The following is a 25,497-nucleotide window of genomic DNA, read 5'->3' on the forward strand; positions in this document are numbered from 1 at the left end:
CCCCGACAGCCTCTAGCGAGTTGTTTCCTGATCCGCGGCGATGATCATGTCGCGCGCCGCGCGCAGATCCCCGACCACCTCGGGCAGGCGATATTTCAGGAAGAAGACGCCGTAGAGGCCGCTGCGCCGGTCGATCCACGGGAACGTTCCGAACGCGCCGGGGCTGGAGACCAGCCAGCAGCGGTCACTGCCGCTCTCCACCGCGTCGCACCAATTGCCCAGCGCGTATTTGTCGATATCGCCCGCGCCGGGTGGGAGATAGGCCATCCGCCGGCCCCGGGTCTGCCAGGTCTCCATCCGGTCTACCGCCTCGGCAGACAGGATGCGCTTGCCGCGATAGACGCCGCCCGCCGCCAGCATGGTGAGGAACTTCGCATAGTCTTCGGCGGTGGTATAGACGCCGGCCTGCAGATTGGGGTTGTGCACCGCCGCCGGCTTCAATTCCGGGTTCAGCGGATTGGCCCAATAAGTATGGGTCATGCCCAGCGGGCCAGCGATCCGTTCCTGGAACAATGTCGCCCAACTCTTGCCTGTCGCTTGCTCCACGAGGGCGCCGGCCACCTGCATCGAAGGCCCGCCATAGCGGAACGTCGTGCCCGGCTCATCGACCAGCGGCCGCGCCGCCACTTGCGCGGCGGCTTCGGCCAGGGAGATGCGCGGATCCTGGCGCAGGTCGAACATATCCGGCTTCAGCCCACCCTGACCGGCGGTGAACGACAACAATTCGCGCAGGGTGATCTGTCCCGCGCGGCCGGTGAATTGCGGCAGCAGCTTGCCGATCGGTTCGTCCAGCTTGAGCTTGCCCTCGTCGACCACGGTCATCACCAGGCTCGCGGTCATCCATTTGGAGGCGGATGCGACGGCCAACCGGGCGTCGGGTGCGATGGCGCCTTCGTCGAGACGGTAGAGCAGTCGCCCGTTCTTCAACACCAGGGCGGTGACGCCCGGCGCGCCGTCGCGGGACACGACCTGTCGCAGCTTGGCCGCCAGCCCCGGCGGCGGGCTTTCGGCCAGCGCGGCGGAGACCGTCAGGCCGGCCGCGATCGTCGCGGCGACAATCGATCTTGTCACGGATAACGCTCTGCGCATGATTTTCTCCGGCGCGGGCCGGCGCTGACGCCTCACCATTTGAAGGTCAATTGCAGGCCGTAGGTACGCGGCTGGCTCCAGCGTCGCACGCTGGTGGCCTCCATCGTGATGTAGGTGGTGTTGAACAGGTTGTTCGCCCAGGCGGACAGCTCCAGCGGCCCCTGCCGCGCGCCGAGCCGCGCATTGAAAATCTGGTAATCGTGGAGGTCTGGCGTCTGGGCGATCTCCTGCACCCCGCCGAAGCGGCCGCTATACACCAGATTGACGAACGCGGTCGTGTCCGGCGTCACGGGATGGCTGTAATTGAGGTTGGCCGAGGTCAGGTAGTGCGGCAATTGCGGAGGGGCGTCGCCGTCATATATCCCGGCGGTGATCTTGCCTTCCTGGAAAGAGCCTCCAAAAGTCCCGGCCAGCATCCCGCCGGCCAGCGCCAGCCTGACCGTCGCTTCCGCCTCCACGCCATAGAGTCGTGCCTTGCCGCCGTCGGTGGCAAAAGGGGTGGGCGCGCGCGGACAGACGGCGTTGGTGGGCCGGCAGCCGTTGTCCACCTGAATAATGAGGTTGGTCACGTCCGTGTAATAGGCCGCGAGCGTGACATAGAGCCCACGGCTCAGGTTGCCCTTGGCGCCCACTTCATAGGACAGCGTGTTCTCGTTGCCATAGCTTACCGGGATCGGGATCGGCTGCTGCGGCACGCCCAGATTGGAATTGAAGCCACCTGCGCGAAAGCCGGTGCCCGCCTTCAGATACCCCATCCATTCCGGGCTGAATTTATAGGATGCGGTTGCATCCCACGAGATGTTGGTCGGGTTGAAATGCGCGTCGATCAGCTTGCCCGGCACGGCGGTCGCGGTGGTCAGGTCGAACTGGTTCGTCTGGAAGGATTTGCTGTCGTTGGTGTAACGGACCTGTCCGGTGACGTCGAAGCCGTTCTGAAAGTCGTATTCAAGGCTGCCATAGGCCGCCCATGACCGCAGTTGCTGGGCGCTGATCGTGACGGTCCCGGCGCTTGGGCTGGCTTTGGTCGGCGTTCGCGTGGCGGTGATGTTGCTGTCGTCGTCGAGGTGCAGATATTCGGCACCCGCGAGCCACTTCCAATGTCCGCCGAAATCACCGGAGATGTAGAGTTCCTGATTGAAGCTCCTGGTGTGCCCGCGATTTTGCTGCGTGCCGTTGATCTCGCCCAGGCTCGCGCCCGGCGCCAGCAGGCCGGCGGCGGCGATCTCGGCCACGAAGGACGGAGTCAGCAGATCGCTATCGAATTGCTGCAGATCCCTCCGGTCACGCCACAGGCTGATCCACGTCAGCGTCCCGAAGCCGAATTTGTAGTGCGAGGTGAACTCGATGTCGTTCACCCTGTCGGTGTCGAGATTCTCGAAATTGGCGTGCCGTATGAACATCGGCTCGATATAGATGCCCTTCGGCGCCGAAGCGCTCGGGTCCACCCAATATTGCAGGTTCAGCGCCGGATATTTGTTGCTGGCGTGTTCCCCCATGAGGTTGGCGTCGAACGCGCCATTCTCGTATCGAAGCTGGGCGCGATAGGCATAGGTCGACTGGGAATCGACGTAATTGCCCAGTTCCGGATTGTAGAAGAAACCCTTCTGCTGATACATGATATTGGTGCTGAACCGCGCGGCCAGATGCTCGGTCAGCGGCTCGTTCACCACCCCTCCGAACTCGACGAACCCGTTGTTGCCGCCGGAGAAGGACATGTAGCCGGTCCGCTCCTGGGTGGGGCGCGCGGTGATGATGTTGATCGCGCCGCCCACCGCATCGCGGCCGTAAAGCGCGCCCTGCGTGCCGCGCAGCACCTCGATCTGGCTCACGTCGAACAGGTCGAAGCGGCTATAGGTGCGGCCGCCCTGCGCGCCGCCGCCGACGAACGCGCCGTCGCGATAGAGGCCGACGCCGCTGTCGGCGCTGGTCCCGCGACTGGTGCCCGAACCCCGGATCGAGATTTCGGAGGTGAGCGGCGTCGAGGTGTCGCCGAAGGCCACGCTGGGAACGGTGGTGACGAGATCCTTCACCCCCTGCAAGCCGCCGCGTCGCGCGATATCGCTCGCATCGACGACGCTGGCGGCGATCGGCACGTCGCGCAGGCGCTCGGCGCGCTTGCGCGCGGTGACGACGATGTCGCCGATCGCTCCTGCGCTGTCCGCTTGAGCCTGATCCGTCGCGCCGGCCGGCGCGGTATCCGCCTGCTGCTCGCCGGCGGAGGTCGTCTGGCCCCATGCCGGCATTGCGGCGATCAGCGCCAGGGTGGCGGTGGCGGCAAGATGCTCTCGCATACGGACATCCCTCCCAGGGCGCTCGTTTTGGTGTGGCCCGTCGCTGCATTCATCCGGCCACTACCACCCAATGTCAATAGGATTGTAAGACGATATAGGATGGTTCTGGCGATTTTCCTTGATAAATATCATCATCTGACCTAGATAATCGACATAATCGTTCGACAATTATCCGCTCCCGCCTTCCGCCATACGGGCGAGGAACGGACGTGGCACAACCGGCAATTCGAGGTGAGGATGGCTGCCCGATCGCCCGCCAGGATCCTGCTGTCGGCAATGCTCGCCATGCCGGGCATCACCGCCGTCGGCGCGGTGTCGCTCACGCCGGGTGCGATGGCCGCGACGCGGGTCAGTTCCGCCGCGATGACGCTGTTGATCGATTATGCGCGGAGCCAGAACACCACGGGATTTTTGGTCATCAAGGACGGAAAGGTCCTGATCGAGAAGAACTGGCCGGCGCCCGCTGGCGATCCGGCATTCGCCAGCTTCACTTATGGGCGCGCGGCTGACGGTGCGCTGCTGGAGGATGTGGCTTCCCAGCAGAAGAGCTTCGTCTCGATGCTCGTCGCCATCGCGATCGACAAGGGCCTGATCGACGTCGAAAAGCCGGTTTCGGATTATATCGGCGCGGGCTGGTCTCGCGCGACATCGGGGCAGGAAGCGAAGATCCGCGTCATCGACGTGCTGACGATGAGCTCGGGCCTCGACCGGAAATTCGGCTATGCGGCACCGCCCGGAACGCGCTTTCTCTACAACACGCCGGTATATGCGATCACCGGGCGGATCGTGACGGCGGCGGCGCGCGAGCCGCTCGACGCGATCACGCGTGATTGGCTGACCGGGCCGGTCGGCATGGCGGAGACGGCGTGGCGCAACCGGCCGATGGCGCTCGCAGACGTCGGCAACGACATCGGGCTGATCACCTCCCCGCGCGACATCGCGAAGTTCGGCCTCATGATCCTGCACGGCGGCGTGGCCGAAAACGGCAGGCGCGTCGTCTCGCGAAGAAGTCTCGCGGCGATGTTTGCGCGTTCGCCGACCAATCCGGCTTACGGCCGGCTGTGGTGGCTGAACGGGGGCGCCTATACGATCGGTGCGCACGCGGATCGCCGGGACGGTCCGTTGGTCGCAGCGGCGCCCGCCGACATGGTGGCCGCGCTCGGCGCCTTCGATCGCCAACTCTACATCGTTCCCAGCCGCCGGCTGGTGGTCGTCAGGACCGGCGCGGCGGCGCCGGACAGGGATTTCAGTCAGCAATTGTGGATACGGCTGATGAAGGTCGTCGACTGACCGATTGCCGGTGATGATCCTGAAGAAATCGATACGCTTGAAAGGCATAAGGCAATGGAGATGCTGGCATGATCGACCGGAGAGGGCTGATGACGGGCGGGGCGGCGATGATCGGCGGGTTGACGCTCGGCGGGCGCGCTTTCGCCGCGACGCCGTCGCTGCAAGGCGCCGCGCGCGAGGCGTGGCTTTATTCGGTCCCGCTCGTTGAAGTCGCCAACGTGCGGCGGCGCATCCTCGCCAGGGGGCAGGCCAACGTCTTCGTCCATAATCGCGATTTGACCAACGTCAGGACGCAGAAGGTGACCTCGCCGAACAACGATACGATGTATTCGCGCGCGATGCTCGACCTGCGCGCGGGGCCGGTCGAGGTGACGCTTCCCGCGACGGGGGAGCGCTACATCTCGCTGCAACTCGTCGACATGTACACCAACAACATTGCGGTGCTGGGCACGCGCACCACGGGCGGCAATGGCGGCCGCTTCCTTGTCGTCGGGCCGCGCGGCGACGCGCCGGCGGGTGCGATCCGGGCGCCGTCCGACTGGGTCTTCGCGCTCGTGCGGACGCTGGTCGATGGCCCGGTGGATGTCGCCGCGGTGCGCGCGGTGCAGGATGGACTCGCCATCCGGGGCGGTCTCGGCCCCGCGCTCGACATGCCGGTGCCAGCGCGCGATGCCACCTGGCAGGAATATTTCGGCGACGCGGGCGCGCTGATCGTCGAATCGCCCCCGCCGGTCACCGACGACGCGCTGTTCGAGCGGATCGCGCCGCTTGGCCTGTCGCGTGCGGGATTCCGGCCGCCCCGGTTTTCCGCCGCGGCTATCCGCGAGATCGAGGCCGGGATGGCCGAAGCGCGCGTCGTGGCGACCCAATCGCGGCTCGGCAAGCAAGTCGTCGGCGGCTGGGCCTATCCGTCGTGGGATCTGGGCCGGTTCGAGCAGGATTACGAGTTTCGCGCGCAGACGTCGGTCGCCGGCCTGTTCGCCCTGCCGCTCGACGAGGCGCTCTATACCCGCTCGGTCGGCGACGCGCCCGACGGGCTGTTCCACAAGGACAGATATCATCTGCGTTTCGCGGGCGATGCGCTGCCGCCGGTCGACGGATTCTGGTCGATCACGCTCTACGAGGCGACGCCCGACGGGCAATTCTTCTTCACCCCCAACGCGATCGATCGTTATTCGATCGGAAACCGGACGAAAGGGCTGACGCGCGGCGCGGACGGATCGCTCGACATCTGGATCGCGCGCGACGATCCGGGCGCGGCGCGGCGTGCCAACTGGCTGCCCGCGCCGAGGGACAAGCCGTTCGTCCTGAGCATGCGCGCGTTCATGCCGCGCGCGCCGTTGCTCAACGGCACTTATCGTTTCCCGCCGTTGCGCGCCTTCGCCTGAACCTCGATGGCGCGGGATGGCGGCGCTTGACGATGACGACGATGCGGCGCGAAATGCTCGCCGGTATCGGCCTGACCCTGGGGGTGGCGACGGCGGGGAGGGTAGGAGTCGCGATGCGCGATCATGACGACCAGGTCTCGGCCGATCTCGATCATTATCGCGGTCTGGGCAGCAAGGCATCGGGCGGCACGGGCGACATCGCCGTGGGCGATTGGCTCGCCACCGAGCTGGCGGCGCTCGGCTTCACGATCGAGCGACAGCCGATCTCCGTCCCGTTCTTCACGGTCGATAGGGCGGAGGTGGAGGCGAACGGCGCGCGCGCCGAGGTCGTTCCTCAGGCGATCGTGGTGCCGACCGCTCCGAACGGCGTCACCGGAACGCTCGTCCGGGTCGATCCCGCCACCGCGTCGGCAAACGCCGGCCGGCTCGACGGCGCGATAGCGCTGGTCGATCTGCCGTTCGCGCGCTGGTCTTCGGCCAGGCCGATCCGGGGCTTCGTCGACGGGCTGTTCGCCGCCGGCGCGAAGGCTGCGCTGCTCGTCACCAACGGCCCTGCCGGTGGCGCGATCGCGCTCAACGCCGATGGCGCGGGGCCGATGTTCGCCGGCCCGGTCGCGGTGCTCGCCCCCAGCGATGCCGCCCGTTTCCACGTCGCCGCCGCGCATGGCGGCACCGCGACTCTGCGGATCACCGGCGAGGGCGGACGCCGGCCCGCGTTCAACATCGCCGCGAGGCTCGATCGCGGGAGCGGCGCATGGCTCGCCGTCTCGACGCCCCGTTCCGGCTGGTTCACCTGTGCGGGGGAGCGCGGCCCCGGCGTCGCCGTCTGGCTCGGCCTTGCCCGCTGGGCGGTCGCCGCATTGCCGGCGCACGATCTCGCCTTCATCTGCACCAGCGGCCATGAATATGAAAACCTGGGCGCTGAGCAGGCGTTGGCGCAGGCGGCGCCCGCGCTGCGCGACACGGCGCTATGGCTTCATCTCGGCTCGAATGTCGCCGCGCGCGACTGGCATGATCTCACGCCGCGCCCGACGCCGCTGACGACCGCCGATCCGCAGCGTTATCTGGTCGTCAGCCCGGCGTTGATCGCATTGGCGCGCCGCGCCTTCGCTGGCCAGCCCGGACTGGCGGACCCGTATCCCTGCGACATCGCCGCCGAGGGCGAGCTGAGGAATGTGATCGCCGCCGGTTATCCCGTCGTCGCGGGCGTGTACGGCGCGCATCGCTTCCATCATGCGCGTGACGACACGGAGCAATGCCTGCTTCCCGAAGCGACCGTCGCGGCGCTCAAGGGCTTTCGCACCTTCGTGGCCGGGGCGCTCGGGCGATGATGATGGTTCACGATCGGGGCGGCTCGGCGGTCCAGGCCAGCACGCCGGCGCGATCGATCACCCCGATTCCAGCGCGAAATCCAGCGCGAACACCGCCCCGCCTTCCGCGCGGTCGCTCGCGCTGATCCGCACGTTCATCACCTCCGCGAAGCTGCGCGCGATGGCGAGGCCGAGGCCGCTGCCGCCACGGCTGTCGGAGCCGGTGCCGCGCGCGAACGCCTCGAACAGCGCCTCGGCGCCGCCCGGCGGCAGGCCCGGCCCCTGATCGGCGATCGACAGCCGCACGCCATGGGGCAGCCGCTCGCCGGCGATCGTCACGTTGCCCGCGCCGTGCGTCGCGGCATTGGTGAGCAGGTTGAGCAGGATGTGATGCAGCAATCGCGGATCGGCCGGCACCAGCGGCAGGTCCGGCGGCACGCGGAAATCGAGCCGCGCGTCGGGCAGCAGGTCGCGCACGTCATGCACCGCGCCGGCCACCGCGTCGGTCAGGTCGACCGGCTCGATCGCCGCCGCCAGCGTGCCGCTGTCGATCCGCACCATCTCGATCAGATTGGCGAGGAAGCGCCGCAGCCGCGCCAGCTCGCCGCGCGCGATCGGCAGCGCCGGCTCGCCCGGATGGTTGGCCGCGATCGCATCGAGCGCGCCGCCCACCGCCGTCAGCGGCGTGCGCAGGTCATGCCCGATCGAGGAGAGCAGCGCCGAGCGCAGCCGGTCGCGCTCCTCGATCACCCGCACCTCGCGAAGCTGGTCCTCCAGCCGCAGCCGCTCGTGCGCCAGCGCGGCTTGCCCCAGCAGGGTCGAGAGCAATGTCGCGCGCGTGGCGGGCACGGGTGTCCCGCCGTCGCCGCGCGCCAGCGCCACCACCGCGAGCGTGCCGAGCGTCGTGCGCAGCGGATGGAACTGCCAGTCCGCCGCGTTGAGCGTGCCGGTGTCGCGGCCGGTCACCTCGCCCCGGCTCCACGCCCATTCCGCCGCCGCGCGATCGACCGGGCTGAGGTCCGGCAGGTCGGGCGGGCAGGCGGCGACGATCGCCAGTTTGCCCTCCCGCTGGACGAGCAGCAGCACCGAGACGTCGAGCGTCCGCGCCAGCTCGTTGCACACCGTGTCGCTGGTCGATTGCCAGTCGGAGCAGCGCGCCAGCGCTTGGCCGAACGCCGCCACCGCCGCATTCTCCACCGCGCTGCGCGCGCCGATCGAGGCGCGGTTGCGCAGCCGGTCGGCGAGGCTGGCGACGAACACCGCGATGCCGAGCAGCACGATCACCGTCAGCACGCTCTGCGGATCGGCGATGGTGAAAGTGTAGAGCGGCGGCAGGAAGAAGAAATTGTACGCCAGCCCCGCCAGCGCCCCGGTCACGATCCCCGGCCAGCGGCCGAACATCAGCGAGATCAGGATGACGGGCAGCAGATAGACGAGGTCGATCGCTCCGGTGCCGATCACCGGCTCGATCAGGGTCGCGAGCGCGGTGGTGCCCGCGATCGCCAGCGTGCCGGCGCCGATGCCGCCCCAGTCGATCCGCCGCCGCACCCGCTCCGCGCGCGGGGCAGGGGGCGCGGTCTCGGAGGGGATGACGTGGACGGCCAGCCCCTCGCTCTCGCGCAGCAATTGCTCGACCACCGATCCGTGGCGCAGCTCGAACCACCAGCTTCGCCGCGAGCGGCCGAGCACGAGCTGGGTGGCGCGCATGCCGGCGATATGCGTGGTCAGCCCCTCGATCACCGTTTCCGCCGGCACGCTGGCGATCGTCGCGCCGAGGCTGGCGGCGAGTTGCAGCGTCTCGGCCACCCGCCGCCGCTCGTCCGGTCCGAAGCCGGCGGTGCGCGGCGTCTCGATATGCACCGCCTGCCACGGCGCGCGCAGGGCGTCCGACAGCCGCTTGCCGGCGCGGACCAGCGCGTCGCTGCCGGGCAATTCGCTCACCGCCACCAGCACGCGCTCGCCGCCCGCGAAGGTGCCGGAGACGGCATGGGCGTCGAGGAAATCGACCAGGCTGCGATCGACGCTCTGTGCGGCGCGGCGCAACGCCATCTCGCGCAGGGCGGAGAGGTTCTCCTTGGAGAAGAAATGGCCGAGCGCCCGCGTCGCCTCGGCGGGGACATAGACCTTGCCCGCCTTCAGCCGCTCGATCAGCTCGTCGGGCGGCAGGTCCACCACCTCGATCTCGGCGCCCTCCAGCACATGATCCGGCACCGTCTCGCGCACGCGGACGCGGGTGAAGCTCGCCACCACGTCGTTGAGGCTTTCGACATGCTGGATGTTGAGCGTGGTCAGCACGTCGATCCCGGCGTCGAGCAATTCCTCCACGTCCTGCCAGCGCTTCGCGTGGCGGCAGCCTTCGGCATTGCTGTGGGCAAGCTCGTCGACCAGCGCGAGTCGCGGGGCGCGGGCGAGCACCGCGTCGAGGTCCATCTCCTCCAGCGCATGGCCGCGATGCTCGATCCGGCGGCGCGGGATCGTCGGCAGCGGCGCGGCGAGGCGTTCGGTGTCCTGCCGTCCGTGCGTCTCGACCACCGCGATCACGACGTCCACCCCGGCGGCGAGCCGTTCCGCGCCCTCGCGCAGCATCTCGAAGGTCTTGCCGACGCCGGGCGCCGCGCCGAGGAAGATCTTCAGCCGCCCGCGCTTCTCCCGCGCGGCGGCGCGGAGCAGGGCTTCCGGCGATGGGCGGCGATCGGTCAAACGCTTCCTCCTTGCCGGGCCGTTCGACATAATGCCGACCGGCGCAAGCGTCAGCCCGCGATCTTTACGCGATCCTTATGCGAAACGCTTATGTTCGCCCGCGAAACCTTATGCCCATCCGGCCTAGCTGACCGTCGACAGCCGCATCCCGCGGCCCGCGAGGCATATCCATGTCCGATCTATTGTGGCTCGCCCTGCTCGGCGGCCTATTCGCGCTGACCCTGGCGTTCGTGCGCCTGTGTGACGGGGCCTGACGCCATGACGCTGCACCTCTGGCTCGCCGGGCTGACGGCGCTTGCCCTGCTCGCCTATCTCGTCGCCGTGCTCGTGCGGCCGGAGCGGTTCTGACATGACCGTGCAGGGCTGGGCGCTGATCGCCCTCTTCGTCGCCATCCTCGGCTTGGCCGCAAAGCCGGTCGGGCTGTGGCTGTTCGCGCTCTACGAGGGGCGCCGCACGCCGCTTCATGCCGTGCTCGGCCCGGTGGAGCGCGGTTTCTACCGCCTCTCCGGTGTCGATCCGGCGAAGGAGCAGGGCTGGCGCGCCTATGCGCTGCACATGCTGCTGTTCCAGCTCGCAACCGCGCTGCTCACCTATCTGCTGCTCCGCGCGCAGGGCTTGCTGCCGCTCAACCAGCGCGGCCTGCCCGGCATCGGGCCGGACGGGGCGATGAACGTCGCCATCTCGTTCGTCACCAACACCAACTGGCAATGGTACACCGGCGAGGCGAAGCTCTCGAACCTCAGCCAGATGCTCGCGCTGGCGATCCACAATTTCCTTTCCGCCGCGACCGGCATCGCCATCGCCTTCGCGCTGTTCCGCGGCTTCGCGCGGCGGGAGTGCGCGACGGTCGGCAATTTCTGGGCCGATATGACGCGGGTGACGCTCTACCTGCTGCTGCCGGTCTGCGTCGTCTATGCGCTTTATCTGGTGTGGGCGGGCGTGCCGCAGACCTTCGCCGCCTCCATCGACGCGCATACGCTGGAGGGCGCGAGGCAGACGATCGCGCTCGGCCCGGTCGCCAGCCAGGAGGCGATCAAGCTGCTCGGCACCAACGGCGGCGGCTTCTTCAACGCCAATTCGGCGCACCCGTTCGAGAATCCGACGGCGATGACCAACCTCGTCCAGATGCTGTCGATCTTCCTGATCGGCGTCGGCCTCACCTATACCTTCGGCAAGGCGGTGGGCGACACGCGGCAGGGCTGGGCGATCCTCGCCGCGATGACCATCCTGTTCCTCGCCGGCGTCGCGGTCGCTTATGGCATGGAGGCGCATTCCACGCCGCTGATGCACCGGCTCGGCCTCGCGGGAGGCAACATGGAGGGCAAGGAGGTGCGATTCGGCATCGTCGGCTCCGCCCTGTTCGCGGTGGTGACGACGGCGGCGTCGTGCGGCGCGGTCAATGCCATGCACGACAGCTTCACCGCGCTCGGCGGGCTGATCCCGCTGTTCAACATGGAACTGGGCGAGGTGGTGATCGGCGGCGTTGGCGCGGGCATCTACGGCTTCCTGCTGTTCGCGATCCTCGCCGTGTTCGTCGCCGGGCTGATGGTCGGCCGCACGCCGGAATATGTCGGCAAGAAGATCGAGGCGCGCGAGGTGAAGCTGGCGGTGCTGGCGATCGCCGTGCTGCCGCTGATGATCCTCGGCGGCAGCGCGATCGCCGCCGTCGCGCAAGCCGGGCTGGCCGGGCCGCTCAACAAGGGGCCGCACGGCTTCTCGGAGATCCTCTACGCCTTCTCCTCCGCCACCGCCAATAACGGCTCGGCCTTCGCCGGGCTGAGCGCGGGGACGCCGTTCTACAACGCGCTGCTCGGCATCGCGATGTGGATCGGGCGCTTCTTCATCATCGTGCCGGTGCTGGCGATCGCCGGCAGCCTCGCCGCGAAGAAGCACACGCCGGCCGGCGCCGGCTCCTTCCCCACCACCGGCGCGCTGTGGGTGGGGCTGCTCGTCGGGATCATCCTGATCGTCGGCGGCCTCACCTTCCTGCCGGGCCTCGCGCTCGGGCCGGTCGCCGATCACCTCACGGCCGCCGCCGGCCAGCTTTTCTGAAGGCTATTCGATCATGGACAAGGCAATTTCCATGTTTTCCCCGGCGCTCGTCGTGCCCGCCATCGGCGACGCCTTCCGCAAGCTCGATCCGCGCGCGCTGGTGAAGAACCCGGTGCTGTTCGTCACCGCCTGCGTCGCGCTGTTGCTCACATTGTTCCTCGCGATCGGCGGCGAGCAGGTGTCGGCCGGCTTCCTCGCGCAGCTCATCGCGTGGCTGTGGCTGACGGTGCTGTTCGGCACCTTCGCCGAGGCGCTGGCGGAGGGGCGCGGCCGCGCGCAGGCCGCCTCGCTGCGCGCCACCAAGTCTGAGCTGCGCGCGAAGCTGCTCACCGGCATCGGCGAGACATGGGAGATGGTCGCCGCCGCCCAGCTCGAAAAGGGCGAGCTGGTGCTGGTCGAGACCGGCGACCTGATCCCCGCCGACGGCGAGGTGGTGGAGGGTGTCGCCAGCGTCAACGAGGCGGCGATCACCGGCGAGAGCGCGCCGGTGATCCGCGAGGCGGGCGGCGACCGCTCCGCCGTCACCGCCGGCACGCGCGTCATCTCGGACCGGATCAAGGTGCGCGTCACCGCGGAGCCGGGGCACGGCTTCCTCGACCGCATGATCGCGCTGGTCGAGGGTGCGGAACGGCAGAAGACGCCGAACGAGGTGGCGCTCACCATCCTGCTCGTCGGTCTGACGATCATCTTCCTGATCGCGGTCGGCACGATCCCCAGCTTCGCGCATTATGCCGGCGGCGGCGTGCCGGTGGCGATCCTCGCGGCTCTGCTCATCACCCTGATCCCTACCACGATCGCCGCCCTGCTCTCCGCGATCGGCATCGCCGGGATGGACCGGCTGGTGCGCTTCAACGTGCTCGCCAAATCGGGCCGCGCGGTGGAGGCGGCGGGCGATTGCGACGTGTTGCTGCTCGACAAGACCGGCACGATCACGATCGGCGACCGTCAGGCGAGCGCCTTCCTGCCGCTCACCGGCATCGAGGAGCGCGCGCTGGCCGAGGCGGCGCTGCTCGCCAGCCTTGCCGACGAGACGCCGGAGGGGCGCTCGATCGTCGCCCTCGCGCGTGAGAAGCATGGCCTGTCGCAGACGCTGCCCGCCGATGCGGCGGCGATCCCCTTCACCGCGCAGACGCGGCTTTCCGGCCTCAGCTTCGGCGACAGCCTGATCCACAAGGGCGCGGTCGATTCGGTGCTGCGCGCGCATCCCGATCTCGACGCCACCGTGGCGGCGATCGAGCTGCGCCGCGCCACCGACGAGATCGCCCGCGCCGGGCAGACCCCGCTTGCGGTGGTGCGCGACGGGCGGCTGATGGGCGCGGTGGCGCTCAAGGACGTGGTGAAGGCCGGCGTGCGCGAGCGGTTCGCGGAGCTGCGCCGCATGGGCATCCGCACGGTGATGATTACCGGCGACAACCCGCTCACCGCCGCCGCCATCGCCGCCGAGGCCGGCGTGGACGATTTCCTCGCGGAGGCGACGCCGGAGGACAAGCTCGCGCTGATCCGCCGCGAGCAGCAGGGCGGCAAGCTCGTCGCGATGTGCGGCGACGGCACCAACGACGCCCCCGCGCTCGCCCAGGCCGATGTCGGCGTGGCGATGAACACCGGCACGCAGGCGGCGCGCGAGGCGGGCAACATGGTCGACCTCGACAGCGACCCGACGAAGCTGATCGAGATCGTCGGCCTCGGCAAGCAATTGCTGATGACGCGCGGCGCGCTCACCACCTTCTCGGTCGCCAACGATGTGGCCAAATATTTCGCGATCATCCCGGCGATGTTCGTCGTGCTTTATCCTGGCCTAGCCGCGCTCAACGTGATGCGCCTCGCCAGCCCGCAGAGCGCGATCCTGTCGGCGATCATCTTCAACGCGCTCATCATCCCGGCGCTGGTGCCGCTGGCGCTGCGCGGCGTGAGGTATCGGCCGATGGGCGCGGGGCCGCTGCTCGCGCGCAACCTCGCCGTCTACGGCGTCGGCGGGCTGGCCGCGCCGTTCGCCGGCATCAAGCTGATCGACCTCGCGGTCAGCGCGCTCCATCTCGCCTGAAAGGTTCGTCTCATGCTCAACGAGATCAGGTCCGGCCTCCGTCCGGCGCTCGTCCTCACCCTGCTGTTCGCGGCCTTGCTCGGCCTCGCCTATCCGGCGCTCATCACCGGGATCGGCCGGATCGCCTTTCCGTGGCAGGCCAGCGGCAGCCTCGTCCGGGATGCGCGTGGGGTCGCGATCGGCTCCGCGATCATCGGGCAGCAATTCGCGAGTCCTGGCTATTTCCACGGCCGCCCCTCCGCCGCCGGCAAGGGCTATGACGCGCTCGCCTCCTCCGGCTCGAACTACGGCCCGGCCGCGAAGCCGCTCGCCGACCGGATTTCCGCCACCCTCGCATCGCCAGACGCATTGGCTCCTCCTGCCGATCTGGTGACTGCCTCCGCCTCGGGGCTGGATCCCGATCTCAGCCCCGAGGCGGCCTTGTATCAGGCGCCGCGCGTCGCGGCCGCCCGGCATGTCGATCCGGCGAAGGTCCGCGCCCTGGTCGACCGGCACACCGCGCGCCCGCTGCTCGGCTTCATCGGCGAGCCGCGCGTCAACGTGCTGGCGCTGAACCGCGCGCTCGACGCCGCCGCGCCGCGCCCGTAACACGGTGCGGATGACGAATGCCGCCCGCGTCCTGCTGGTCGAGGATGACGCCGCGATCCGCCGCCTGCTCCACGCGGCGCTGACGCGGGCGGGCTATCGCGCCAGTCAGGCCGGGACGGCGCGCGAGGCGATGAGCCTCGTCGATATCGAGCGGCCCGACGCGGTGCTGCTCGATCTCGGCCTGCCGGACCGCGACGGGCTGGAACTGGTCCAGCTCATCAAGGCGCGGGGCGACGCGGTGCTGCTGGTCGTCTCCGCCCGCGACGAGACGGCGGACAAGGTCGCCGCGCTCGATCTCGGCGCCGACGATTATCTCACCAAGCCGTTCGACACCGAGGAGCTGCTGGCCCGCATCCGCACCGCGCTGCGCCACCGCCGCGCCGGCGCGGCGATCGACGAGGTGCTGGAGGCGGGGCCGGTCGCGATCGACCTCTCCCACCGCCGGGTCGTTCGCGACGGCGCGGACATCCACCTGACGCCGAAGGAATATGGCGTGCTGGCGGAGCTGGCGCGGCATCCCGACCGGGTGATCAGCCACGCGCAACTGCTGCGCGCGGCATGGGGGCCGGCGCAGGAGGATCACGTCGAATATCTCCGCATCGTGATCCGCGCGCTGCGGCACAAGCTGGAGGCCGATCCCGCGCAACCGCGCCTGATCGTCAACGAACTGGGGATCGGATATCGGTTGATCACGGCCGGCCCGGCGGCGAGGCGCGACCACCCCGGTCGATAGGAGAGCGATCGCGGGCGGCCGTGGCGGTTCTTACGTAGGGGTTATCTCGGCGCGATTGTGCGACGACGCAAAACAGGCCGCCGCGCGATCCGATATTCCTGTTGCCACCGCGATCGCGCGGACAACAGGAAAGGAATCTGGAAATGGGCAAATCGAAGCTCGTCGTTGGCGCGGCCGCGGCTGTCGCGCTCGGAGCGGCCATTCCCGCGCTCGCGCAAACCAGCTCGGGCGGTTCGACCTCCAGCGCCGGCGGTTCGAACGTGACCGGGGCAGCGGGCAATCACAGCGACACGTCGGTCAGCACCAGCAATTCGACCGACACCAACAGCACGACGCTCACCTTCTCCCCGAGCAAGACCAGCAACAACACCAAGAACCTGACGTGGAGCAGCAGCAGCAGCGACAGCTCGCAGCACACGAAGAATGTGACTGCGGACAGCAACAACAGCGACAGCTCCCAGAACACCAAGAACATCGGCAGCTACAACACCAAGAACGTGACGGCCGACAGCAACAACACCGATAATTCGCAGCGCACCAAGAATGTCGCGCTGGGCAGCTACAACACGAAGAACGTGACGGCTGACAGCAACAATACCGACAATTCCCAGCGCACCAAGACGGTGGCGGTCGGCAGCTACAACACCGATAACTCGCAACGCACCAAGACGCTGACGCTGGACAGCAACAATTCGGACAGCTCTCAGCACAACAAGGCGATCGCGATCGGCAGCTACAACACCGATAATTCCCAGCGGAACGGCAACATCCATCTCGTCGCCGATCAATCGCTGGACGCGTCGGTGAGCAGCCACGGCAAGCTGAACTTCAGCGGGCGCGGCGCGACCTACAACAGCGGCGCGAACACCATCGGCGGCAGCGCGTTCGCGGCCTATTCCGGCATCCTGAACCAAGGCTGGAACACCGGCAACAACAGCGCATCGCAGGCCGCGACCAATATCGCGGCGCAAGGCACCACCAGCTTCGCGACGCATTGATGCCCCGCCTGCCGGGCGGGATTTCCCGCCCGGCGGTTTTTTCGTCGCAAGCGCGGATGCAAGGAGACTCGTGATGTCGATCTCTTCCCTCCGGCGCGGTATCGCGACCGGCTCCGCCGTCGTTCTCGCGTCGCTAGTCGCCCATGCGGCAATCGCCCAGACGGCCGCGCCGCCGCCGGCCGCAAGACCGACGGTCGTCGCGCTCGACGATGCGCAACTCGGGCAGGAACGCGGCGGGCAGGCGATCGTCGTCGGCAACCAGACGCTCAACAGCAGCCTCACCGGCAACACGATCGCCGGCAACTACACCGCCGGGGCGATCACCCTGTCGGACAATGCCTTCGCCAATTTCAACGGCATGGGCAATGTCGTGATCAATTCCGGCGCGCAGGCCAATCTGCAGAGCGCGATGAACCTCACCGTCAACCTGGGGAATTGATCATGGGCAGCCGGGGTGCCGCCCCGCGTCACTGGCTCGCGGCGGCGATCGTGTTTTCGAGCATGGCCGCGATCGCCGCCGCGGCACAGACGCCGCCGCTCGCGCGGATGCCGGTCGACGCGCCGGGGCGCGCGCCGGGCTTCACCGTACGCGTGCGGAGCTGGGCCGAGATTCCGTTCCGCACGATCGTGCGCCAGCGTTACGATTACAGCTGCGGCTCGGCGGCGGTCGCCACGTTGCTCACCTATCAATATGGCACGCCGACCGACGAGACCCAGCCGTTCAGGGCGATGTACGACAAGGGCGATCAGCCGAAGATCCGCGAGAAGGGCTTCTCGCTGCTCGACATGAAGAATTACCTCGTCGCGCGCGGGTTCGGCGCGCAGGGCTACCGGCTCGGGATCGAGGACATGCGCGCGCTGGCCAGGCCGATGATCGCGCTGATAAACGTCCGCGGCTACACCCATTTCGTCGTCGTCAAGGGCGCGCGCGGCGGGCGCGTGCTGATCGGCGATCCGGCGCGCGGGCTGCTCAAGGTGCCCGATGCCGAATTCGCGAAGATGTGGAGCGGGATCGCGCTGATCGTCACCGATCCGCCGGCGGGGGTGAGCGGCGCGTTCAACCTCGCGCGGGACTGGGACCCGTGGTCGACCTCGCCGACGCGGATCTTCCAGGGCGAGCGCAGCATCACCGCCACCACCGACAACCTGCCGCCGATCTACCAGATCCAGCAGCAGGTCATGCCCAATATCCGCGTCGGAGGCGTGGGGGTGCCATGAGCCGTCCAGCCATATATCGCGCGCTGCGCATCGCGGCGCTCGCGCCGGCGGCGTGGATCGCCCCCGCCGCCGCCGACGAGCTTCCCGTCGCCGCGCAGGTCGCGCCGCACATGGTCGCCATGACCGACGCGGAAATGGCCGAAGCGCATGGCGGGTTCGACTGGGGCGGGATGAACATAACCTTCGGCGCCGACGTGCAGACCTATCTCAACGGCCAGCTCGCCTTGCAGACGGTGGTCAACTGGACCGCCAACGGCGCGACGACGCAGACGATCGTCGGCAGCCAGCTGATGCTCGCGGACGTCACGGCGGCGGGCGGGGCGGGGGGCGGCATCGCCGTTCCGGCGAACCTCTCGAACAGCGTCGTCTATCTCGCCAATGCCGGGCAGACCGCGCTGGTCCAGAATACCAGCGGCGCGTTGCAGAACGTGCTGGTCAACGCGATGGCCAATCTCAACGCGGTGCAGCAGACCAACGCCACCGTCACGCTCGGCAATTACGCCGCCTTCGCGGCGACGCTCTGCGCCGGGGCGCTCAACATGGGGCTGGGGCGCGAGATCGCGAGCTTCTCGCATTGACGGGATGCGCCGGTCAGAAGGTGAAGGGCAGGCGCAGCGTCATCGCCACGCCCGGCGCGTCCTGCGTCACCCCGAACTGGAACGCGAGCGTCACCGATTGCCGCTGGTTGACGCGATAGGACATGCCGAGATCGAGCGTGCCGGCCTGAAGCGTCGAGGAATCCTGGAAGCTGCCGTTCAGCTCGGTCCGCGTCGGCATGATATAGGTATGGCTGTAGCCGAGCGAGAAGGAGAAGCGCGGGTTGATCGCGAAGCCGAAGCCGATGTTCGCGGTGATCGCGCCGCCCGGCCGGACATGGCCGATCAGCGTGCCGTTGACGGTGCGGTCGATGTCGCGCGCGAACTGATAAAGATAGGATATTCCTCCATAGATCACCGCCGGATCCGACGGCAGCAGCACCGTCAGCCCCGGCTGCACGCCCCAGAATCCCGATCCGGTCGCCAGCCCGTGCGCGATACCGAATTCGTCATAGGCGATCGAGAACGGGCTGACCCCGGTATCGCTCTTCACGCGCAGCCCAGCGATGAAGATCGGCGCCTCGGGGTTGAGCGGGGCGTTGATCTGCCAGCGCAGCGCGCCTTCGATATCGCCGATCGCGCTTTCATGCAGGTCGAAGCCCTCGGTCACGGTGCCGTCGCGGACCTGCGACAGGTGGATGCTGTCGGTGCGGATCATCGCCGGGATCATCAATTCGCCTTCGAGCCGGCTGGTGAAGCCGTGCCAGATCGTCAGCGCGTCGATCGTCGTGTTGCGATCGGCGGTCGACGCCTGGATCGAGCCGATCTGCAATCCCGGCACCAGCTCTATCCCGGCGAACACCAGCCGGTCGTTGGCGGAGCGGATATAGGTCAGCGATGCCTGTACGGTGGTCTTGCCGGCGGGAGTCAGCACGCCTTGGCCCTGCGGCACCGCCTGCGTCTTGTCCGCGATATCGGGCTTGGCCGCCTGCGCGTCACCCACTGTTTCCTGCGGCGGGGCGGAACTGGTTTGCGTCGCCGGTACCGCGGCCTGCGTGCCGATGCCGGTGGCGCGCGCCGCGGCGAGATCCGTGGCGGTTTCGCGGCGCAGCACCGCGATCTCCTCGCGATCCGCCGTGATCTGCTTCTGCTGGGCGTCGATCTGCGCCTGTTGCGCCGCGACCCTGGCGGTGAGATCGGCGAGTTGCCGCTCGATCGAGGGGGCGGCTTGCGTCGCGGCGGCGGGGGGCGCCGAAGCGGGCGCCGCCTGCGTGGGCGCCGGATCGTCCGCCGCCCATGCCGCGCGGGGGAAAAGGATCAGGCAACCGGCGCAGAGCCAGCGGGTCGTTGCGTGGGACATCAGTGGGTTATCCCTGGAGAAAAAGACGGCAGGTGGTTTTCGGAAGCGAACAGCGGGCCTTCGTTGGCGATTTCGCGCAGCCGATCGGTCTGCGTGATCGTGAAGACCCGACCGCGCCCTTGCCGCAGCACGCCGCGCCGCCGGAATTCGGTGAGCGTGCGGCTGATGGTGTGGAGCGTCAGCCCGAGATGGTCCGCAAGGTCGGTGAGCGGCAGCGGCAGGCGAAACTCGGTGCCCAGCCGGCGCCCGGCGAGATCGAGCAGGAACGCCGCGACCCGTGCCCGCGCATGTCGCCGGGAGCGGATCGCGAGCACGAAATAGGTCTGGCGCAGCGCCAGCGAGAGCAGGCGGATCTTTCGCGGCGCGTCGTTCTCCTGCCCGTCCGACGACGATTCATGCACCATCACCGAAGTCGCGGCCTCCGCCGTCAGCATCTGGTGATCGTCGATCAGCCCGATGATGTCGCCGGGAAAGGCGAAGCCGACGATCACGCGCTGCCCGTCCGCGAGGTAGAGGCAGAGCCGCACGATGCCCTCCTCGATCCGGAGCAGGCCGTGAGCGAGATCGCCGGGGGCATAGACCACCGCATCCTTTGGAAGGATCCGGCGTCGGCCGGACGGATGCATCATCACCATATGCCGGTTCCACCAACAGGGTTCGCGCACGGTGGAACCCGGCCGTGGGAAAGGCCATTCGCGGAAACTCTTAGTAAAATTGCGCAGCGCGCGGGTCGAGTAATCTTGCTGTAAGCAAGTGGTGCTACTGTCCCTCGGTGAGTCGGGATACGGGATGAAGATTCGGGCGCGCGTATCTTGACCCGTTGCGGTTTGAATACCGAAACAGGAGGTGCCCGATGTCCCTGCTCAGCGATCAAGCGCTTGGCGTTTGCCTCACACCGCGCGAGCTTGAGGTGCTCGCGCTCGTCGCCGGGGGGCTTTCGGCGAAGGAGATCGCGTTGCGCATCGCGATCGCGCCACGCACGGTGGAGCGTCACATCGACAATGCCCGGCTGAAGATGCGCGCGCGCAACCGCACTCACCTTGTCACGCGCGCGATCGCCAGCGGCCTGCTCGATGCGCCGGCCCGCGACGATAAGGATGCCCCGCTGTCCGCGCCGTTCATCGGCCAGGCGCACGGCGGGGTGGAGTCGATCCTGCTGCTCTGATCGAACGGCGCGCCTAGCGGGCGACGAGCATGTAGCCGATCCCGCGCAACGTGCGGATCGACACGTCGCTCTGGGACTCTATCTTGCGCCGCAGGCGGTGCACATAGACTTCGAGCGCGTTCGAGGTGACGCCGTCCCCGGGGCCGAATAGCTGATCCTCCAGCAACCGGCGCGGGGTCGCCCGGTTGTTGCGGCGGATGAGGATTTCCGCGAGATCCGCCTCGCGCGAGGAAAGCTCGATCGCCGCGCCGTCGATCGACAATTGCCGCGACATGGTATCGAACGTGAGCGCGCCGGCGTGGATCGACGGGTCGGAAAAGCCGTCGCGCCGACGCACGATCGCATCGATGCGCGCGTGGAGCTCGTCGACGAAGAACGGCTTGAGCAGATAGTCGTCGGCGCCCGCGCGCAGCGCCGCGACACGCGCGACCACGCCGTCGCGCCCGCTCACCACCAGGATCGGCTCGCTATGCCCGCCCGCCCGCCAGCGCCGCACCAGCGCCGTGCCCTCGTCATCGGGCAGCCCCAGATCGAGGATGACGGCGGCGAACAGCGTGGTGGAGAGCAGCAGCTCCGCGTCAGCGGCGGTATGCGCAACATCGGCTGTTATGTCACGATGCGCCAAAGCCGCCCGCAACATGCCGGCGAAATCCGCGTCATCATCGACGAGTAGCAGCCGCATGATTCCCGCACGTTCATCAGGTTCGGCGTTCGCCCGGTTGCGGCCTTGTAATCCGGAAGATCGTCGGTCAATCGCGCGTGCCTCGTGCTGAGCTTTCCTGTGCAGAACGAAGTCGCCAGTTGTGTATAAGCTCAACTACAACCAAAGGAAAGCACGAAGCCAACCCCTCGTGCCTCGCTGCTGGAACCGGTCGCGCGGCGATTGATCGAGACCTAATCTCTCGGCTGGCGCGGAAGCATCGGCTCCAATTCGTCCTTGCCTTTTCGCGCGATCGCGCAATTCAAGGGCAATGAATCAGGAATCGGGACAGAAAAGTGAGGGGGAGAGCGGCACCGGGCAACTCGACCTGCGGATGTGGGTGCGCCTGCTCGGTTGCGCCAAGATCATCGAGAAGCAGCTTCGCCGCAATTTCCAGGATCAGTTCGACACCACCCTGCCGCGCTTCGACGTGATGGCGGCGCTGGATCGCGTGGCGGAGGGGTTGACGATGGGGGCGCTGTCACGCGCGCTGCTGGTGTCGAACGGCAACGTCACCGCGATCGTGCGGCAGTTGCAGGAACTGGGCATGGTCATATCCCGGCCCGATCCGGCGGACGGCCGCTCGGCGATCGTCGCGCTCACCCCGCGCGGCAAGGTGCATTTCGCCACGCTGGCGTCGGCGCATCACCAGTGGGTGCGAACGGCGCTGAAGGACTTTCCGCCCGACCGGCAGGAACAACTGCTGACGCTATTGACCGATCTGCGCCGTTCGCTGTCGAGAGGGGAGTGATCTGAGCTTTGAGGCGCGGGGTGAGCCGCGCGCATGACGATCCGGCAGGGCACGGTCGCCGGCCTCGGCCCGTGGCGATGGTTTTTAATTTTGTTTCTCAGTGGTTTATATTCTGCGACGCTGGTCCACGCGTAGAGATATTTTATGCTTGAAATAATTTTATGACTCCCTAAGCTGGATATGTTCCTGAAATGAGGATGCGCAGATGAAGGTGGCATGCGTCGGTGGCGGCCCGGCCGGGTTGTATTTCGCGATCTCGATGATGCTGCGCGATCCCTCGCACGACATCACCGTGTTCGAGCGCAACCGGCCCGGCGACACGTTCGGCTGGGGCGTGGTGTTCTCCGACCAGACAATGGAGCATCTTCAGGAGAACGATCCCGTCAGCGCGCAGGCGATGATCGATGAGTTGGCGCATTGGGACGACATCGAGGTCCATATCGAGGACGGCGAGCGCAACGTATCCAATCGATCGAGCGGCCACGGCTTCATCGGCATCGGGCGCAAGCGCCTGCTCAACATCCTTCAGGATCGCGCCCGCGAACTGGGCGTCAGGCTGGAGTTCGAGGCCGAGATCGAGCCGGACGACGCTTTCCTCGACCAATATGATCTGGTGATCGCCGCTGACGGCCTGAACAGCAAGCTGCGCAAAAGGTTCGAGACGGAATTCCAGCTCGATCTCGACGTGAAGCGCAACAAGTTCGTCTGGCTCGGCACGCACCAGAGGTTCGACGCGTTCAACTTCATCTTCAAGAACACGCGCTTCGGCTGGATCTGGGCGCACGCCTATCAGTTCGACAAGGACACCGCGACCTTCATCGTCGAATGCGAGCCGGAAACCTATGACCGAGCCGGCTTCGCGGAGATGACGCAGGAGGAATCCTGCCGTCTGTGCGAGGAGATATTCGCCGACCATCTCGGCGGGCACGAGCTGATGACCAACGCGAAGCATATTCGCGGCTCGGCGTGGATCAACTTCCCGCGCATCATCTGCCGCCAGTGGAGCCACCGCAACATCGTCCTGCTGGGCGACGCGGCGCATACCGCGCATTTCTCGATCGGCTCGGGCACCAAGCTCGCGCTGGAGGATGCGATCAAGCTGGCCGAGGTGATGAACCGGCCGGGGATCGGCAGCGGCGATGCCTTGCAGCAAGGCCTCGTCGAATATCAGGAGGAGCGGCAGCTCGAGGTCGTCAAGCTCCAGAACGCGGCACGCAACTCGACCGAATGGTTCGAGCATCTCGAGCGCTACCTGAAGATGGACCCGATGCAGTTCACCTATACGCTGCTGACGCGCAGCCAGCGGGTGAGCCACGAGAATCTTCGGCTGCGCGACCCGGCATGGCTGGCGGCGTTGGAGCGCAGCCTGACCGAAAGCGCGCTCGGCGAGACGGTGGAGCAGCCGCTGCCGCCGATGTTCCTGCCGTTCCGGCTGCGCGGGATGACGATGCGCAACCGCGTGGTCATGTCCCCGATGGCGATGTATTCGGCTGAGGATGGCATGCCCAACGATTTCCACCTCGTCCATTACGGCGCGCGCGCGCTGGGTGGGGCGGGGCTGATCGTCACCGAGATGACCTGCGTGTCGCCCGAAGGCCGCATCACCCCCGGCTGCACCGGCATGTGGAACGAGCAGCAGGCCGATGCTTGGCGGCGCATCACCGATTTCGTCCACACCCAGCCCGGCGCGCGCATCTGCATGCAGCTCGGCCACAGCGGCTCCAAGGGTTCGACCCGCGTGGCGTGGGAGGGGATGGACAGGCCGCTGGTGAGCGGCAACTGGCAGGTGGTGGCGCCGTCGGACGTGCCGTGGACGGCGGAAAACCAGGTGCCGGTGGCGCTCGACCGCGCGGGCATGGACCGCATCCGCGACGAGTTCGTCACCGCGACGCGGCTCGCGGACGCGGCCGGGTTCGACATGGTCGAGCTGCATTGCGGCCACGGCTATCTCCTGTCCGGCTTCATCAGCCCGACGCAGAACCGGCGCACCGACGAATATGGCGGCCCGCTCGCCAACCGGCTGCGTTATCCGCTGGAGGTTTTCCGGGCGATGCGCGCGGCGTGGCCCGAGGATAAGCCGATGTCGGTGCGCATTTCCGCGCACGATTGGGTGGGCGAGGATGGCGTGACCCCCGATGAGGCGGTCGAGATCGCGCGTGCCTTCAGCGCGGCGAGCGTCGACCTGATCGACGTGTCCTCGGGGCAGGTCACCAAGGCCGAGAAGCCGGTCTATGGCCGCATGTTCCAGACACCCTTCTCGGACCAGATCCGCAACGAGCTGGGCGTGGCGACGATGGCGGTCGGCAACATCTACGAGATCGATCACGTCAATTCGATCATCGCCGCCGGCCGCGCGGACCTCTGCGCGATGGGCCGCCCGCACCAGATGGACCCGAATTTCACCATCCACGCCTCGGCGACCTACCAGCTCGACGACACGCACATCCCGGTCCAGTATCGCAGCGGCTATTTCCAGCTCAAGCTCAACACCGCGCGCGCCAGCCAGTTGGTCACGATCAAGTGAGCGCGGCGACCCATGCCGTCGTGACCGGCGGGGGCAGCGGGATCGGGCTGGCGATCGCGCGCGCGCTGGCCGGGGCGGGGCATCGCGTCACCATCATGGGGCGCAACCCCGCGCGGCTCGATGGCGCGCTGGCGTCGCTGCCGGGCGCGGCGTCGATCCCGTGCGACGTGGCGGATGCGGCGTCGGTGGAGGCGGCATTCGGCGCGGCGGCGGAGCGGCAGGGCGCGGTCGGCATCCTCGTCAACGCCGCCGGCGTCGCGCGCACCGCGCCGTTCGAATCGTCGTCCGATGACCTGTGGAACGAATTGTGGCGCATCAACGTGATGGGCGCGGTCCACACCAGCCGCGCGGTGCTGCCGGCGATGCGCGGGCTGGAGAGCGGGCGCATCGTCAACGTCGCCAGCACAGCCTCGCTCAAGGGCTATGCCTATGTCAGCGCCTATAGCGCGACCAAGCACGCGCTGCTGGGCATGACGCGCGCGCTGGCGCTGGAGCTGGCCAGGACCGCGATCACCGTCAACGCGCTGTGCCCCGGCTATACCGATACCGATCTGATCCGCGATGCGGTCGCCAATATCGTCGCCAAAACCGGCCGCACGGAGGCGCAGGCGCTCGCCAGCTTCACCGCCACCAATCCGCAGGGCCGGCTGATCGAGCCGGAGGAAGTGGTCGGCGCGATCGCGTGGCTGATCTCGCCCGCCGCGCGATCGGTCACGGGGCAGGCAATCACCATCGCCGGCGGCGAGATCATGTAAGGAGAAT

The 25,497-nt window shown here is 67.8% G+C and carries 22 protein-coding genes; 16 read left to right on the forward strand and 6 right to left on the reverse strand.

What is annotated here, in order from left to right:
- Window positions 1-12 precede the first annotated feature (12 nt).
- Together F9288_RS13320 and F9288_RS13325 are read right to left on the reverse strand one after the other, a co-directional pair.
- Window positions 13-1,071 (reverse strand): serine hydrolase, encoded by a 1,059-nt coding sequence (locus F9288_RS13320; protein ID WP_174837232.1) that lies wholly within the window; start codon window positions 1,069-1,071, stop codon window positions 13-15.
- A gap of 50 nt (window positions 1,072-1,121) precedes the next feature.
- Window positions 1,122-3,380, reverse strand: a complete 2,259-nt coding sequence (locus tag F9288_RS13325; RefSeq protein ID WP_174837233.1) for a TonB-dependent receptor — start codon at window positions 3,378-3,380, stop codon at window positions 1,122-1,124.
- A 237-nt stretch (window positions 3,381-3,617) separates the two neighbouring features.
- Here F9288_RS13325 and F9288_RS13330 point away from each other — a divergent pair, with 237 nt between their 5' ends.
- The 3 genes from F9288_RS13330 to F9288_RS13340 all read left to right on the forward strand — a co-directional run bounded on the left by F9288_RS13330 (window position 3,618) and on the right by F9288_RS13340 (window position 7,389).
- The gene (locus tag F9288_RS13330; RefSeq protein ID WP_217482520.1) at window positions 3,618-4,670 is read left to right on the forward strand and encodes a serine hydrolase; all 1,053 of its coding nucleotides are present in this window, start codon (window positions 3,618-3,620) and stop codon (window positions 4,668-4,670) included.
- Window positions 4,671-4,738: 68 nt separating this feature from the next.
- The gene (locus tag F9288_RS13335; RefSeq protein WP_174837234.1) at window positions 4,739-6,058 is read left to right on the forward strand and encodes a DUF1254 domain-containing protein; all 1,320 of its coding nucleotides are present in this window, start codon (window positions 4,739-4,741) and stop codon (window positions 6,056-6,058) included.
- A gap of 32 nt (window positions 6,059-6,090) precedes the next feature.
- Window positions 6,091-7,389 carry a hypothetical protein gene (locus tag F9288_RS13340; RefSeq protein ID WP_174837235.1) on the forward strand — a complete coding sequence of 433 codons (1,299 nt, stop codon included), beginning with the start codon at window positions 6,091-6,093 and terminating at the stop codon, window positions 7,387-7,389.
- Window positions 7,390-7,446: 57 nt separating this feature from the next.
- Here F9288_RS13340 and F9288_RS13345 read toward each other — a convergent pair whose 3' ends face one another.
- A complete protein-coding gene (locus tag F9288_RS13345; RefSeq protein WP_254620880.1) occupies window positions 7,447-10,068 on the reverse strand; it encodes a sensor histidine kinase KdpD in 2,622 nt (873 codons plus the stop codon).
- 258 nt (window positions 10,069-10,326) lie between these two features.
- Between F9288_RS13345 and kdpF the strand changes: the two genes are divergently transcribed.
- The 9 genes from kdpF (at window position 10,327) to F9288_RS13390 (ending at window position 18,277) form a co-directional block, all read left to right on the forward strand.
- Window positions 10,327-10,416 carry a K(+)-transporting ATPase subunit F gene (gene kdpF, locus F9288_RS13350; RefSeq protein ID WP_174837237.1) on the forward strand — a complete coding sequence of 30 codons (90 nt, stop codon included), beginning with the start codon at window positions 10,327-10,329 and terminating at the stop codon, window positions 10,414-10,416.
- A 1-nt stretch (window position 10,417) separates the two neighbouring features.
- Window positions 10,418-12,121 carry a potassium-transporting ATPase subunit KdpA gene (gene kdpA / locus F9288_RS13355; RefSeq protein ID WP_174837238.1) on the forward strand — a complete coding sequence of 568 codons (1,704 nt, stop codon included), beginning with the start codon at window positions 10,418-10,420 and terminating at the stop codon, window positions 12,119-12,121.
- Between the two features lie 13 nt (window positions 12,122-12,134).
- Window positions 12,135-14,162, forward strand: a complete 2,028-nt coding sequence (gene kdpB / locus F9288_RS13360; protein ID WP_254620881.1) for a potassium-transporting ATPase subunit KdpB — start codon at window positions 12,135-12,137, stop codon at window positions 14,160-14,162.
- A gap of 12 nt (window positions 14,163-14,174) precedes the next feature.
- The gene (kdpC, locus tag F9288_RS13365; RefSeq protein WP_174837239.1) at window positions 14,175-14,750 is read left to right on the forward strand and encodes a potassium-transporting ATPase subunit KdpC; all 576 of its coding nucleotides are present in this window, start codon (window positions 14,175-14,177) and stop codon (window positions 14,748-14,750) included.
- Window positions 14,751-14,760: 10 nt separating this feature from the next.
- Window positions 14,761-15,483, forward strand: a complete 723-nt coding sequence (locus tag F9288_RS13370; protein ID WP_174837240.1) for a response regulator — start codon at window positions 14,761-14,763, stop codon at window positions 15,481-15,483.
- A gap of 143 nt (window positions 15,484-15,626) precedes the next feature.
- Complete coding sequence (locus F9288_RS13375; RefSeq protein ID WP_174837241.1) at window positions 15,627-16,481, forward strand: hypothetical protein; 855 nt, start codon at window positions 15,627-15,629, stop codon at window positions 16,479-16,481.
- A 73-nt stretch (window positions 16,482-16,554) separates the two neighbouring features.
- Window positions 16,555-16,920 carry a hypothetical protein gene (locus F9288_RS13380; protein WP_174837242.1) on the forward strand — a complete coding sequence of 122 codons (366 nt, stop codon included), beginning with the start codon at window positions 16,555-16,557 and terminating at the stop codon, window positions 16,918-16,920.
- A 2-nt stretch (window positions 16,921-16,922) separates the two neighbouring features.
- Window positions 16,923-17,699 carry a C39 family peptidase gene (locus tag F9288_RS13385; RefSeq protein WP_174837243.1) on the forward strand — a complete coding sequence of 259 codons (777 nt, stop codon included), beginning with the start codon at window positions 16,923-16,925 and terminating at the stop codon, window positions 17,697-17,699.
- The gene (locus tag F9288_RS13390; RefSeq protein WP_174837244.1) at window positions 17,696-18,277 is read left to right on the forward strand and encodes a hypothetical protein; all 582 of its coding nucleotides are present in this window, start codon (window positions 17,696-17,698) and stop codon (window positions 18,275-18,277) included. Before F9288_RS13385 ends, F9288_RS13390 begins: the two co-directional genes overlap by 4 nt.
- A gap of 13 nt (window positions 18,278-18,290) precedes the next feature.
- Here the strand turns inward: F9288_RS13390 and F9288_RS13395 are convergent, their stop codons facing one another.
- A complete protein-coding gene (locus F9288_RS13395; protein ID WP_174837245.1) occupies window positions 18,291-19,595 on the reverse strand; it encodes a transporter in 1,305 nt (434 codons plus the stop codon).
- Window positions 19,595-20,230 (reverse strand): Crp/Fnr family transcriptional regulator, encoded by a 636-nt coding sequence (locus F9288_RS13400; RefSeq protein WP_174837246.1) that lies wholly within the window; start codon window positions 20,228-20,230, stop codon window positions 19,595-19,597. The genes F9288_RS13395 and F9288_RS13400 overlap by 1 nt, the downstream gene beginning before the upstream one ends.
- Before the next feature lie 218 nt (window positions 20,231-20,448).
- Between F9288_RS13400 and F9288_RS13405 the strand changes: the two genes are divergently transcribed.
- Window positions 20,449-20,760 (forward strand): helix-turn-helix transcriptional regulator, encoded by a 312-nt coding sequence (locus tag F9288_RS13405; RefSeq protein WP_174837247.1) that lies wholly within the window; start codon window positions 20,449-20,451, stop codon window positions 20,758-20,760.
- 13 nt (window positions 20,761-20,773) lie between these two features.
- Here the strand turns inward: F9288_RS13405 and F9288_RS13410 are convergent, their stop codons facing one another.
- Window positions 20,774-21,442 (reverse strand): response regulator, encoded by a 669-nt coding sequence (locus F9288_RS13410; protein WP_174837248.1) that lies wholly within the window; start codon window positions 21,440-21,442, stop codon window positions 20,774-20,776.
- Between the two features lie 289 nt (window positions 21,443-21,731).
- Here F9288_RS13410 and F9288_RS13415 point away from each other — a divergent pair, with 289 nt between their 5' ends.
- From F9288_RS13415 to F9288_RS13425, 3 genes are all read left to right on the forward strand, one after another.
- Window positions 21,732-22,211, forward strand: a complete 480-nt coding sequence (locus tag F9288_RS13415; protein ID WP_217482521.1) for a MarR family winged helix-turn-helix transcriptional regulator — start codon at window positions 21,732-21,734, stop codon at window positions 22,209-22,211.
- A gap of 205 nt (window positions 22,212-22,416) precedes the next feature.
- A complete protein-coding gene (locus F9288_RS13420; RefSeq protein WP_174837249.1) occupies window positions 22,417-24,735 on the forward strand; it encodes a bifunctional salicylyl-CoA 5-hydroxylase/oxidoreductase in 2,319 nt (772 codons plus the stop codon).
- A complete protein-coding gene (locus tag F9288_RS13425; protein ID WP_174837250.1) occupies window positions 24,732-25,490 on the forward strand; it encodes an SDR family NAD(P)-dependent oxidoreductase in 759 nt (252 codons plus the stop codon). Before F9288_RS13420 ends, F9288_RS13425 begins: the two co-directional genes overlap by 4 nt.
- The last annotated feature ends 7 nt before the right edge of the window (window positions 25,491-25,497 follow it).

Source organism: Sphingomonas sp. CL5.1 (assembly GCF_013344685.1).
Lineage (GTDB): Bacteria > Pseudomonadota > Alphaproteobacteria > Sphingomonadales > Sphingomonadaceae > Sphingomonas.